Source organism: Streptomyces sp. NPDC037290 (assembly GCF_055603245.1).
Map to the genome: position 1 here is coordinate 38,908 of NZ_JBVJVZ010000012.1, position 11,901 is coordinate 50,808.

At 74.0% G+C, this 11,901-nt stretch carries 8 protein-coding genes; 2 read left to right on the plus strand and 6 right to left on the minus strand.

The window, feature by feature from the left end:
- Positions 1 to 35: 35 nt before the first annotated feature.
- Positions 36 to 1,727, minus strand: coding sequence for a glycosyltransferase family 2 protein (locus ACZ7HQ_RS32360; RefSeq protein WP_470997668.1), 1,692 nt, complete (start codon positions 1,725 to 1,727; stop codon positions 36 to 38).
- Positions 1,728 to 1,796: 69 nt separating this feature from the next.
- Positions 1,797 to 3,065, minus strand: coding sequence for a glycosyltransferase 87 family protein (locus ACZ7HQ_RS32365; RefSeq protein ID WP_470997671.1), 1,269 nt, complete (start codon positions 3,063 to 3,065; stop codon positions 1,797 to 1,799).
- Positions 3,066 to 3,333: 268 nt separating this feature from the next.
- On the opposite strand from ACZ7HQ_RS32365, the gene ACZ7HQ_RS32370 reads away from it, so the two are divergent.
- Positions 3,334 to 4,821: a glycosyltransferase family 39 protein gene (locus ACZ7HQ_RS32370; protein WP_470997959.1), complete on the plus strand. Its 1,488-nt coding sequence runs from the start codon at positions 3,334 to 3,336 to the stop codon at positions 4,819 to 4,821.
- Here ACZ7HQ_RS32370 and ACZ7HQ_RS32375 read toward each other — a convergent pair.
- Positions 4,766 to 5,260: a MarR family winged helix-turn-helix transcriptional regulator gene (locus ACZ7HQ_RS32375; RefSeq protein ID WP_470997673.1), complete on the minus strand. Its 495-nt coding sequence runs from the start codon at positions 5,258 to 5,260 to the stop codon at positions 4,766 to 4,768. The genes ACZ7HQ_RS32370 and ACZ7HQ_RS32375 overlap by 56 nt on opposite strands.
- Before the next feature lie 96 nt (positions 5,261 to 5,356).
- Here ACZ7HQ_RS32375 and ACZ7HQ_RS32380 point away from each other — a divergent pair, with 96 nt between their 5' ends.
- Entirely contained in the window at positions 5,357 to 5,770 is a 414-nt protein-coding gene (locus ACZ7HQ_RS32380) for an organic hydroperoxide resistance protein (RefSeq protein WP_470997675.1), read from the plus strand.
- 61 nt (positions 5,771 to 5,831) lie between these two features.
- On the opposite strand, the gene ACZ7HQ_RS32385 is transcribed toward ACZ7HQ_RS32380, so the two are convergent.
- From ACZ7HQ_RS32385 to ACZ7HQ_RS32395, 3 genes are all read right to left on the minus strand, one after another.
- Positions 5,832 to 8,048, minus strand: coding sequence for a bifunctional glycosyltransferase/CDP-glycerol:glycerophosphate glycerophosphotransferase (locus tag ACZ7HQ_RS32385; RefSeq protein WP_470997678.1), 2,217 nt, complete (start codon positions 8,046 to 8,048; stop codon positions 5,832 to 5,834).
- A 6-nt stretch (positions 8,049 to 8,054) separates the two neighbouring features.
- Positions 8,055 to 10,259 carry a bifunctional glycosyltransferase/CDP-glycerol:glycerophosphate glycerophosphotransferase gene (locus ACZ7HQ_RS32390; RefSeq protein ID WP_470997680.1) on the minus strand — a complete coding sequence of 735 codons (2,205 nt, stop codon included), beginning with the start codon at positions 10,257 to 10,259 and terminating at the stop codon, positions 8,055 to 8,057.
- 115 nt (positions 10,260 to 10,374) lie between these two features.
- The coding region (locus tag ACZ7HQ_RS32395) for a CDP-glycerol glycerophosphotransferase family protein (RefSeq protein ID WP_470997683.1) at positions 10,375 to 11,901 on the minus strand (1,527 nt) is incomplete at its 5' end.

The following is an 11,901-nucleotide window of genomic DNA, read 5'->3' on the forward strand; positions in this document are numbered from 1 at the left end:
TCGGCCGCTCGGTGCGGCCGTGTGGGCATTCTCAGTCAAGCAGTGGGCGCGGTGGTGGCGCACCCGGCGGCTCGGCGCAGCACCCGGCGGAGCCGGCCGCGCACCACCTGTGCGATCCCGCGCACGCCGGTCGCCACACGCACGGCCAGGGCGCCGGAGTGTGTGGCGTACGGCTGCACCAGGAGTACGCCGTGCCGGGCGCTCGGGACGGCGCGGCGGCGCAGCCGGCCGGCGCCCTCCAGGGCGTGCGCCGTGACGTCCCGCTGCGCGCCGTCCGCGAAGCGCACGGTCAGCCGCAGGTCCCAGGTGCCGGCGCCGAGCGCGGCAAGGTCGGCCGGCAGCTCCGCCGACCAGGAGTCCGCGCCGGATCGCGGGCCCGTGCCCTTCGTGAGCGGGGTCGTCGTCCGCTCGTGGCCTCGCTCGTCGTTGCGGGATCGCCACTCCACGTCCACCTCACGGGGGTTCGCCGCGGCCACCCTGCCGTAGAGCTCGTGGAGCCGCAGGCGCAGCAGTGCGGCACGCGCGCGTGGCCGCAGTTCCGCGTCGACGGCGAGCGGGAGGACGGCGACCGGGCGGGTCAGGAACGGCGTGAGGGTGACCTGCGGGAGGTCGGCGGACCAGACGGGGACGCCCTCGGGAGTGCGGGCGTAGGGCGGCAGCAGGCGCGCCGGGCGGGCGGCCAGCTCGCGCAGCCGGGGCAGGTCACGGGGCTCGGGCGACTCCAGGACGACCCGTGCGAGGAGGCGGCCGGGAGCGCTCGGGTTCAGCTCCCAGTCGGGGGTGTCGTAGCGCGCGAGGTACTCCCGGGTGTGTGTCCACCACGCGCGCTGGTAGTGCACGTCGCGCAACCCCAGCTCGCGCACGTACATGCGCACCTCATGGTCGAGGAACTTGGCCCGCGCCGCCCGCGCCAGCTCCTTCTGCCCGGCACCCAGCAGGATGTCGTGGGCCAGCGCGCACGCCCGCACGCGCGCCTTCCAGTTGTCGATGTGCTCCCGGTCCAGCGACAGCGACAGCTGGTCCGCCCCGCGCCGCACGTGCCACACGTACACGCGGTCGGGTACGAGCGCGATGCGCGGGCCGGCGGCCAGCACGCGCGCGGTGAAGACGAAGTCCTCGTAGAGGAAGCGGCCCTCCGGGAAGCGGATGTCGTGTTCCCGCAGGAAGTCGGTGCGGTACAGCTTGTTGACGCACAGCGTGTCGTGGACCAGGCGCGGGCGCTGGGAGGGGCGCGCGAGGGTGGTGTGCGCCGTGTAGAGGGGTGCCTGCCAGAGCTGTTCGCGCCCCGAGGGAAGCTCCCGCCGCACGCACAGCCCGCTCGCGACCTGGGCGTGCGCCCGCGTGGCCGCGGTCAGCAGCGCGTCCACCGCACCCGGCGGCAGCACGTCGTCGCTGTCCAGGAACATCACGTACGACGCCGTCACCGCGTCGATCCCCGTGTTGCGCGGGCTGCCGCAGCCGCCGCTGTTCACGCTCCGGCGCACCACCCGCAGCCGGGGCTCGCCCTCGGCCAGCCGGCCGAGCAGCGCGGCGCTGCCGTCCGTGGAGCAGTCGTCCACGGCGACGACCTCGGCGACCGCCGGCCCCTGGGCGAGTGCCGAACGCACGGCGTCACCCACATGGGTGGCGTCGTTGTAGCCGATCACGACGACGCCGACCTGCGCGGTGCGCGGTGGTTGCGGGGTGGTGGCCCCCGGGCCGGGCGGGGCGGGTGGTTCTGGTCGCATGGGGTGGTCGTCCACAGGCCGGGTGCGGAGAGAAAATGGTCGATACCCCTTTATGACCGCATAGGGCCGTTATGACACGTTGAGCACCCGTTCCCGGACGTACGCGCGCTCCGGCAGATCCCCGCCCGTGCGCCCGCTCGTGCCGTCCGGCCGCGCCGACCGCCACAGCCGGACGAAGGACAGCACCGCCGCGGCCGCGAGGACGCCGTTGCGGGCCAGGATCAGCAGACAGCCGGTCCAGGTGCCGCTGATCACGTCGGGGTAGTACATCGGGTACACCACGGTGCTCAGCGCGACCGCCGCCAGGACCAGCACCGCGACCGGCCGCTGGCTGGTGTGCCGCGAGGTCAGGCACACCGCGGCCAGACCCAGCAGCCAGATCATGTACTGCGGGCTGATCACCCGGCTGGTGACCGTGAACAGCAGCACCGCGCTCAGCGCCGCGTCGTACGGGGTGGCCTCGTTCCAGCGGCGCGCCCGCACCCGCCACAGCACCAGCAGCGCGAACGCGACCGCCGTCAGCGCCAGGGAGGCGGTGGCGACGGCGTGCACATGCGGGCCGACCAGTTCGATGGCGCCGTACTGGTAGCGCGTCCGGCCCGGCCAGCCGGCGTGCCGTGCCAGGTTCAGCGCCGTGCCGCCGAGCGACTCGATCTGCACGCCGCGCCCGCCCTGCTGCCGCAGGAAGGACAGCGGATGGTCGAACAGCACGGCGAGCACACCCAGCGAGGCGGCGCCGGTGGCCGCCGCCCACCCCCACGCCCCGCGCGTCACCCGGCCCCGGGGCGTGCCGAGCAGCACCAGCGCCGGCCACACCTTCACCAGCGCGCCCAGCGCCCCGAGCACACCGCCCGCGCGCGGGGAGCGGCCCGACGCCAGCAGCGAGAGCACGGCCAGCGCGGTGACCTGGACGTCGTACCGGGCCAGCGGGAGGTGCAGCAGCAGCGGCAGTCCGCCCGTCCACAGGGCCGCGCCGAGCATGCTGCGCCCGGCACGCGTGCCCGCGCGGGTCAGCGCCGCCGTGACCAGCGCGTCCACGGCCAGCGTGAGCACCACGAACGCCTGGAAGTACGTCAGCCAGGACAGCAGGCCCGGCGTGAGCAGCACCACGCCCGCGCCCGGGGGGTACTGCCACAGGGTGTCGTGCGCCGGGAAGGAGCCGTGCGCCAGGACGCCGTACCAGCGGAAGTACAGCCCCCACACCTCCCGGGCCACCGAACCCCCGCCGAGCAGTGGGGCGCTGTCGTGGACGAGCAGCCACAGCATCAGCGCACGCGTGGAGAGCCAGAGGGCGGTGACGGCGAGGACCGGACCGGGGGTGACACGGAGGCGGTTCATCACATGGGAGCCTAAGCCGCACGGATGGTGTATCCATGCCGATACGCCGTCATGGCCGTTAAAAGGTTGGTTAATCAGAAAAGATCGGGCCGTGGTGAACGTCGGGCTTCCTGTGAAACCGCAGTCGCACAAGGCGGCCGCAGCTACAGCCGTCGCGGCGGCGCACCCGTCGAAGGGCCACCGGGCGCGGATCCGCCGCCGATTCGCAGTATGCACGCCCGCCCTGGTGATACTCACGCTGGGGGGCTGGGGGCTCGACCGGGGCGGGATGTGGCGCGACGAGGCCGTCAGTTTCCAGGTCGGCCGGCGTACGGTGCCGCAGATCTGGCGGCTGCTGCACGACGTGGACGCGGTGCACGGTCTCTACTACCTCCTCATGCACGCCGTCCTCGCCGTCCACCCCGGCGAGGTCGCCCTGCGGCTGCCGTCGGTGGGCGCGGCGGCGGTGACGGCCGCGCTGGTGGCGGCGCTCGGCACCCGGCTGGCCCGGCCGCGCGTCGGGCTGTGGGCCGGACTGCTCTACGCCGTCGCGCCGATGGCCGGCCACTACGCGCAGGAGGGCCGCTCCTACGCGCTGGTGGCCGCCGGGGCCACGGGGGCGACGCTGCTCTTCGTGCGGGCGGTGCAGGGGGGCTCCTGGTGGGCGTACGGCGTCGTCCTCGGCCTCACCTGCTGGCTGCACGAGTTCGCGGTGCTGCTGCTGTGCGCCCACGCGGGGACGCTGGTGCTGGCCCGGACCGCAGGGGCGCGGGTGTGGCGGGGCTGGGCGTGCGCGGCGGGCGGTGTCGTGGTGTCGCTGCTTCCGATGGCCCTGGTGTCGCGGGGGCAGGCGGCGCAGGTGGCGTGGCTGCGCAGGCCCACGGCGGCTTCGGCGGAAGGGCTGCTGCGGGGGTTCCTCGGGCCCACCACGGGGGTGTTCGCGGTGTGTCTGCTGCTTGCCTCGGCGGGGCTGTCGGGGCTCGTCGGGCGGCGGGGTCTCACTCTTTCGAGGGTGGCGCTGCCGTTGACCGTGGTGCCGCCTGTGATGCTGATGCTGGCCTCTCAGGTCTCGCCGTTGTACGTCGACCGGTATGTGCTGTACGCGTTGAGCGGGGCGCCGTTGCTGGTGGCGGCGGGTGCGGCGGGGGTGGCCGAGGTCGTGGGGCGGCTGTCCGCCGGTGTTCGTGGTGGGGCCGGATGGAAGGGGCGCCGTCTGTTGCGGTCCCCCTTCGTGACCCTGGCCGGTGTGCCGGCGGTCTGCCTCGTCCTGCTCCTCCAGTTCCCCGTCCTGCGCGCCGATCGCGACCCCGGTACCCGGCCGGACGATCTCGGGGCCGTCTCCCGGGTCGTGGCGCGGGAGTTGGGGCCGGGCGAAGCGGTGGTGTTCCTGCCGGCGAACGCCCGGAACGTGGCCCTCGCCTATCCGCGGGCGTTCCGGGGTGCGCGGGACGTGGCGCTGGTGGAGGGGGCCGCCGAGTCGGGAACCCTGTACGGGCGGGAGGCCGGGTCCCGTGAGGTGCGGCGCAGGATGGCGCGGCTGGAGCGGGTGTGGGTCGTGGCGGACCAGGCCCTGCTCGCCGGGCGCTGGAGCCCCCGCAATCCCGCCGAGCGGGCCAAACTCGCCGTACTGCGCAGGGACTTCACCGTGCGGGAGGAGATCCCGCGGGGCGGGACGGCCGTACGGCTGTACGTCCGCAGGCACCCGTCCGCGGCCGGCGGGCCTAGGGTCCGTCCTGTCGCCCCTCCGCCAGTGCTGCCGCGTCCAGCGCGGTGGTGAGCCGGTCGAGGCGTTCGCGCAGCTCGGCGATCTCCGCCAGGTCGAAGCCGGTGGCGCCCATGATCCGGCGCGGCACCTCCAGGGCCCGCTCGCGCATCGCCGCGCCCTCCTCGGTGAGCCTGACCCGTACCGATCGCTCGTCCTGCGCGCTGCGCTCCCGGCGCACCAGGCCGGCTCCCTCCAGCCGCTTCACCAGCGGGGACAGCGTGCCGGAGTCGAGCCGCAGATGCTCGCCGAGCGTCTTGACGGGCAGATCGCCCTGCTCCCACAGGACGAGCATCACGAGGTACTGCGGGTAGGTGAGCCCGAGATCCCTGAGGATCACGCGGTAGACGCCGTTGAAGGCGCGGGACGCCGCGTGCAGGGAGAAACAGATCTGGCGGTCCAGGCGCAGCCACTCCGTGTCGGTCATGTCTCCAGAGTAGCTCTTGCGGTCCATTTAGTTGTGCACAACTTAATTGTGTGCTCTACTCGTGACCGTGAGGCGGCCAGGACAGGGGCCGCCGGAACCCGACTTTCGTAAGGGATGGTCTTCATGGACGCGCTCTACACCGCCGTCGCCACCGCCACCCACGGCCGTGACGGTCGTGCCGTGTCCTCGGACGGCAAGATCGACCTCCAGCTGGCCCCGCCGGTGGAGCTGGGCGGCAACGGCCAGGGCACCAACCCGGAGCAGCTCTTCGCCGCCGGTTACGCCGCCTGCTTCGGCAGCGCCCTCGGCCTCGTCGGCCGGCAGGCGAAGGTGGACGTCAGCGACGCGGCGGTGACCGCCGAGGTCGGCATCGGCAAGCAGGGCGAGGGCTTCGGCCTCAAGGTGACGCTGCGCATCGAGCTGCCCGACACCGTGGACGGGGAGACCGGCCGCAAGCTGGTCGAGACCGCCCACCAGGTCTGCCCCTACTCCAACGCCACCCGCGGCAACATCGACGTCGACCTCGTCATCGAGTAAGACCGCGGGACAGGCTGAGCGAGGGTGCCGGGCAGGGGCCGGCACCCTCGCACGCGCACTGCTACGCCGACGACAGCGTGTCCCGCACGCCCGCCTGCCCGGGGATCCGTACCGCGCTCTCGCCGCTCATCGGCACGCCCAGCAGCAGCGTGCGTACGACGCGCTCGGCGGCCCGGCCGTCGTCGAACTCGCAGAACCGGGCCCGGAAGTCCGCCCGCAGCCGCGCCGACTCCTCGTCCCGCCAGGACCCCGAGGCGAACAGCCAGGCCAGCTCCCGGTACGAGCGCGAGACATGGCCCGGCGGCACGGCGGTGATGTCGAGGTAGGCGCCCCGGCTCGCCGTGTACGCCTCCCAGTCGTCGGCGTGCACCACGATCGGCCGGTCCAGGTTGGCGTAGTCGAACATCACGGCCGAGTAGTCGGTGACCAGCACGTCCGCCGCGAGCAGGACGTCCTCGACCCGCGGCTCCTCGGTCGCGTCGACCACGATCCCGCGCCGGGCCAGCTCAGCCAGGCCCATCCCGCGCGCGGGACCGTTCGCCAGCGACGGGTGCAGCCGGACCACGAGGGTGCGCCCCTCGCCCAGGTCGGCCGCGAACCGGGCGAGGTCGATCCGGTCCACGTGCCCGCTGCGCCGGTAGTCCCGGCGGGTCGGCGCGTACAGCACGACCGTGTGGTCCGCAGGGATGCCGTGCCGCTCGCGGAAGCCACCGCTGTCACCGCAACCGCCGTTCACCAGTACGTCGTTGCGCGGGCTGCCGGTGCGCAGCGAGGTGAAGTGGCAGGGGTAGGCCCGCTCCCACACCAGCTCGGAGTGGCGGTTGGCGACCAGGCTGTAGTCCCAGCGGTCGGCCCGGCGCAGCATCTGCGGCACGTCGAAGCCGAGCCGGGCACCCGGCTTGTCCCGCAGGTCGGCGCCCATGTACTTCAGCGGGGTGCCCTGGTGGGTGTGGATGTGCACACTGCCGGGCCGCTTGGCGAGGCTGCCGGGCCAGTTGACGTCGTTGACGAAGAACGCCGCCCGCGCGGTGACCTCCAGATAGCGCCGGGAGCCGACGATCACGTGCTCGGTGCCGGGCGGCAGCCGCGCCGCCGTCTCCGCGTCCCGGACCACCCACACCCCGCGCAGCTGCGGGGCGATCTGACGGGCCTTGGCGTACACCGCGGCCGGGTCGCCGAGCATGCCCCGGTGCGAGGACGCCGAGTAGACGACCAGGTGCGGGTCGAGCGGGCGGTGCGTGTGCAGCAACGCCCAGCCGGCGCGGGCCCGCTCGGCGGCCGAGCCGCGCACCAGGGCCGCCCGCCGTGCCGTCTCCTGCCCGGCCCATGCCGCCCGCCGCCTGATCCGGTAGGCCGTCCAGGAGCCCTCCAGCGCCCGGACCTCGCCGTCGACCAGGGCGTCCGCGGGCCGGTGGTCGCGGAACATCCGCGCCGTACGCCGGAAGAACTCGGCCTTGTCGGCGGGCGGCAGCCGGTCCGGCTTGGCCAGGACGTCCAGGCAGTGCTCGCCCATCTTGCGGTGCAGGTACGGCCGCCAGTGCGCCAGCTGGGGCCGCTGCTCGACGAACGCGAAGACCCGCTCGTACTGGTCGTGGATGTCGAAGTGCCTGCGGCTGGTCGTGGACAGAATGTTGCCCTGCCGGCGCTGCCGGTAGTTCAGGCAGATCCGGTCCAGCGCGGCGATCCGCCGGGCGCTGAGCATGGCCGGGAAGGTCCAGGGGGTGTCCTCGTAGTAGCCGGGCGGGAACTCGAAGCCCTCCGACTCCACGAACCGGCGCCGGTAGACCTTGTTCCACACCACCATCAGCAGATCCAGGATCTGCGGGAACGCGTCGGCGGTGAACGTGTCCGGACCGGCCTGCGTGAGCACGTCGGCCAGGACGTTGCGCCGGGTGCCGCCCCACCAGTAGGTGCGCGCGTAGTCGAAGACCAGCACGTCCGGGTCCCGGGTCTCGGCCAGCCGGTCGGTGACGGCCCGCAGCGCGCCCGGGGTGAGGGTGTCGTCGCTGTCCAGGAAGAACAGGTAGTCGCCGGTGGCGCGGCGCATCCCGGCGTTGCGGGCCCGCCCGAGGCCCACGTTCTCCGGCAGGTGCAGCACCTTCACGCGGGGGTCACGCGCGGCGTACTCGTCGAGGATGGCGCCGCAGCCGTCCGGGGAGCGGTCGTCCACGGCGATGAGCTCGAAGTCGTTGAAGGACTGCAGCAGCACCGAGTCCAGGCACTCGCGCAGAAAGCCCTGCACCTTGAAACAGGGCACGATCACACTGAAGCGGGGCACGGCGGGTCAGCTCCTCACGAGGGTCGCGGCGGCGGGGGCGGGGACGCGCTCCGCGAGCGGGATCACCGGCGGGACCGCCTCCGCGGGCTCGCCGAGAAGCACCCGCCGTACGACCCGCTCGGCGGCCCGCCCGTCGTCGAACTCGCAGAACCGCTCCCGGAACGCGGTCCGCCGGGCCCTGGCCTCCTCGCCCGCGTACGAGCCGTCACGGAAGACGGCGGCCAGCTCCTGAGGGGTGCGCGCGACCGGGCCGGGGGGCTCGGTCATCAGGTCGAAGTAGACGCCCCGCGTCTCCCGGTAGACGTCCCAGTCGTCGGCGTACACGACGATCGGCCGGTCCAGGTTGGCGTAGTCGAACATGATCGACGAGTAGTCGGTGACCAGTGCGTCCGCCGCCAGGCACACATCCTCCGAGGAGCGGTGCGCGGTGACGTCGATGATCCGGTCGTCGCCGCGGCCGAGCCGCCCCCGGTCGTAGAAGTAGTGGGCGCGGAGGAGCACGACCACGTCCTCGCCGGCCGCCGCGCAGAACGCGGCCAGGTCCAGGCCGGGCTCGAAGCCGCTGTGGTGGTCGCGGTGGGTGGGGGCGTACAGGACGGCCGTGCTGCCCTCGGGGACGCCCAACTCCCGCCGCACGCGGGCCACGTCCTCGGCGGTCGCCGTGTAGTAGACGTCGTTGCGCGGATAGCCGTACTCCAGATGCTCGTACGAGCCGGGGAAGGCGCGCTCCCACATCTGGGTCGAGTGGCGGTTGGAGGAGAGGTTGAAGTCCCAGCGGTCGACCCGGCCCAGCAGCCTGGTGAAGCTGCCCGACTGGGCCGCCACCACCGGGTACGTCGACTGGTCCACGCCCATCGTCTTCAGCGGGGTGCCGTGCTGGGTCTGCAGATGCACGCTGCCGGGCCGCTTGACGACGCCCTCGGCGAAGTTGGCGTTGTTGATCAGGTACTTCGCCCGGGCCAGCACCTCCCAGTAGCGGCGTGAGCCGATCACCGCGTGGTCCACGTCCTCCGGCATGGCGTGCGCCTGGTCGGCCTCGACCAGGAACACCGAGCGCAGGTGCGGGGCGAGCTCGCGGGCCTTGGCGTGGATCGCGGCCGGGTTGCAGGCGTAGCCCCGGCCCCAGTAGGCGCAGTACACGGCCAGTTCGGGGTCGAGCGGGCGGTGCAGGTCGCGGGCGTAGCGCAGCCGGGTGCGCACCATGCGCGGCCGCGGCAGCCGCTCGGCGGCCCCGGCCGCCACCTGGTTGGCGCCGCGCAGACCGCGGAAGGCGGTGTACGCACCCGTCGCCAGCAGCCGGTGCTGCAGGCCCAGGCTGCCCTCCGGCGGCCGGAAGCCGGCCGGCCGGTGACGCCGGTGGAGACGGGCCGCGCGGCGGAAGAACGCCCGGTGCCCGGACGGCAGCCGCTCCGGCCGGGACGCGGTCCTCAGCACGTGGCAGAAGAGCTGCTCGAACAGCGGCCGGATCCGCTCGGCGGGCAGGGCGGCCTCCGCGGCCCGGGTCAGCACCAGGTCCACCTGGTCGAGCAGGGCGTGCTGGTGCGGCCCGGGCAGATTGAGCCGGCTGCCCTGGCGGCGCAGCCGGTGCCGTACGACGACCCGGCGCAGCACCGCGATCCGCCCGGCGGCGAGCGTCACCAGGCCGCCCCAGCCGAGGTCGGTGAAGTGGCTGTCGGGGAAGGCGAGGTGGTGCTCGGTGAGGAAGGCGCGGCGGTAGACCGCGCTCCACGCCGGGAACTGCACGCCGGTCAGCTCCGGCAGCTCGGCGGGGGCGAAGGCGTCCTTCGGGGCCCCGGCGAGCAGCGGCCGGGCCGGGTTGCTCGGCTCGCCCTCCCACCAGGGGACGCGCTCGTGCTCGACGTAGAGCACGTCCACACCGGCGGTCTCGGTCAGCCGGGTGTCCAGCGCCGCGAGCGCGCCCGGCAGCAGCAGGTCGTCGCCGTCGAGGAACAGCACGTACGCGCCGGCTGCCGCCCGCATCCCGGCGTTGCGCGCCCCGCTCAGCCCGGCGGACGGCGGCGAGTGGACCGGCGTCACCCGGGAGTCCCGCGCCGCGTACCCGGCGGCCACCTCCGCGGCCGGGGCGTCGGGGGCGTCGCAGACGGGGATCAGCTGCAGATCGCCGAAGGACTGGCCGAGAACCGAGTCCAGAGCCTGGGACAGCCGGGCGGCGACCCCATGGGACGGGACGATGATGCTGAAGCGGGGCATTCTGTACTTTCTGTTGTCTTGCGGACGCGGCCGGGCCGGCCCGCCGGACGCCAGGTGGACGGCCGGCTCGGGCTGGGCCGCGTCGAGCCGAGGGGCAGGGGAACTCCCGCAGGGATCAACGGCGTTCGGCCCCCTCGGTGACGGGGCGGCAACCGGAAGGTTGCGGCACGGTGGCCAGCGGGGAGGTCGCGCAGGCCGACGGCACCGGGTGCCGCTCCGCGAGCGGCACCACCGGCGGCAGGCCCGTCCCGCCCAGCACCACGTGCCGTACGACCCGTTCGGCGGCGCGTCCGTCGTCGTACGGGCAGAACCGCTCCCGGAACGCCGCCCGCAGCTGGGCCGAGCGCGAGCCGCGCCAGTGGCCGGTCGCGAAGATGTCGATCAGCTCGTCCTCGCTGCGCGCGACCGCACCCGGCGGGAAGGCGCGCAGGTCGAAGTAGGTGCCGCGGGCCGCCCGGTACGCCTCCCAGTCGCCGGTGTGCACCACGATCGGCCGGTCCAGGTTGGCGTAGTCGAACATGATCGACGAGTAGTCGGTGACCAGCGCGTCCGAGGCCAGACAGAGCGACTCCACACTCGGGTGACCGCCGACGTCGATGACCCGGGTGCCCGTGCCGAGCGGGCCGCCGTGGGTGGGGTGCGGGCGGGCCAGGATCACGAAGCGCGGGCCGAGGCGGCGCGCGATCCGCTCCAGGTCCAGCAGCGGGCGCTGGGTGCGCACGTGGTCGCGGAAGGTCGGCGCGTACAGGATCGCGACCGCGCCCTCGGGGATGCCCAGCGACTCACGCAGCCGGGCCACGTCCGCCGAGGTCGCCCGCTGGAAGACGTCGTTGCGCGGCGCGCCGTACTCCAGCGTCGTGTAGCGGCCCGGGAGGACCCGCTCCCAGACCAGCGTCGAGTGGCGGTTGCCGGACAGGACGACGTCCCACTGGTCGACGCCGCGCAGCAGCTCGGCGAAGTCCGTGCCGTGGGCCGCCGCCGGGCGCTCCTGCAGGTCCAGGCCCATGTGCTTGAGTGGCGTGCCCTGCCGGGTCTGGATCACCACCTGACCGCTGCGCTTGCGCAGCCCGCGGTCCAGGACGTCGTCGGTGACCAGGTACCTGGAGCGGGCCAGCGCCGTCCAGGAGGAGAAGGTGCCGGGGCGCAGCCGGCGCGGGCCGGGCGGGAGGGTGTGCTGGTGCTCGCTGCCGGCGATCCACGCGGTGCGGATGTGCGGGGCGTGGGTGCGGAACGCCTCCTCCAGTGCGCCCGGGTCGCCGCCGTGGCCGCGTCCCGCACCGGAGGTGAACACCGCCCGGTCGGAACGGACGGGCAGCCGCAGCTGGATCCGGTAGTGCAGCCGCAGCACCCCGGTGCGCACGGCCCGGGCCAGCTTCACCGCCGTCTTCAGCGTGCGCCGGCACACGGCCGAGGCCAGCCGCAGCGCCCGGAAGGTGCGGTGCAGGCCGAATCGGACCAGGATGTTCCGCCGCCGCATCCGGGTGCCCGGGACGCGGTAGCGGCGGTAGTGGGCGCGGGCCCGGCGCAGGAAGTCGCCGTGGGGGGGGGGGGGGGGGGGGGCGAGGGGGGGGGGGGGGGTCGAGCGGGGGTCAACCACGCGGCGGGGCAAACCCCAGAGCCACCCCCCCCCCCCTGGCCTCCT

What these genes read in the sequence shown, in the direction of transcription:
- ACZ7HQ_RS32375 (WP_470997673.1), bottom strand. Translation starts at nt 5,260, where the DNA reads ATGGACCGCAAGAGCTACTCTGGAGACATGACCGACACGGAGTGGCTG.
- ACZ7HQ_RS32360 (WP_470997668.1), bottom strand. Translation starts at nt 1,727, where the DNA reads ATGCGACCAGAACCACCCGCCCCGCCCGGCCCGGGGGCCACCACCCCG.
- ACZ7HQ_RS32380 (WP_470997675.1), top strand. Translation starts at nt 5,357, where the DNA reads ATGGACGCGCTCTACACCGCCGTCGCCACCGCCACCCACGGCCGTGAC.
- ACZ7HQ_RS32390 (WP_470997680.1), bottom strand. Translation starts at nt 10,259, where the DNA reads ATGCCCCGCTTCAGCATCATCGTCCCGTCCCATGGGGTCGCCGCCCGG.
- ACZ7HQ_RS32365 (WP_470997671.1), bottom strand. Translation starts at nt 3,065, where the DNA reads ATGAACCGCCTCCGTGTCACCCCCGGTCCGGTCCTCGCCGTCACCGCC.
- ACZ7HQ_RS32370 (WP_470997959.1), top strand. Translation starts at nt 3,334, where the DNA reads ATGTGGCGCGACGAGGCCGTCAGTTTCCAGGTCGGCCGGCGTACGGTG.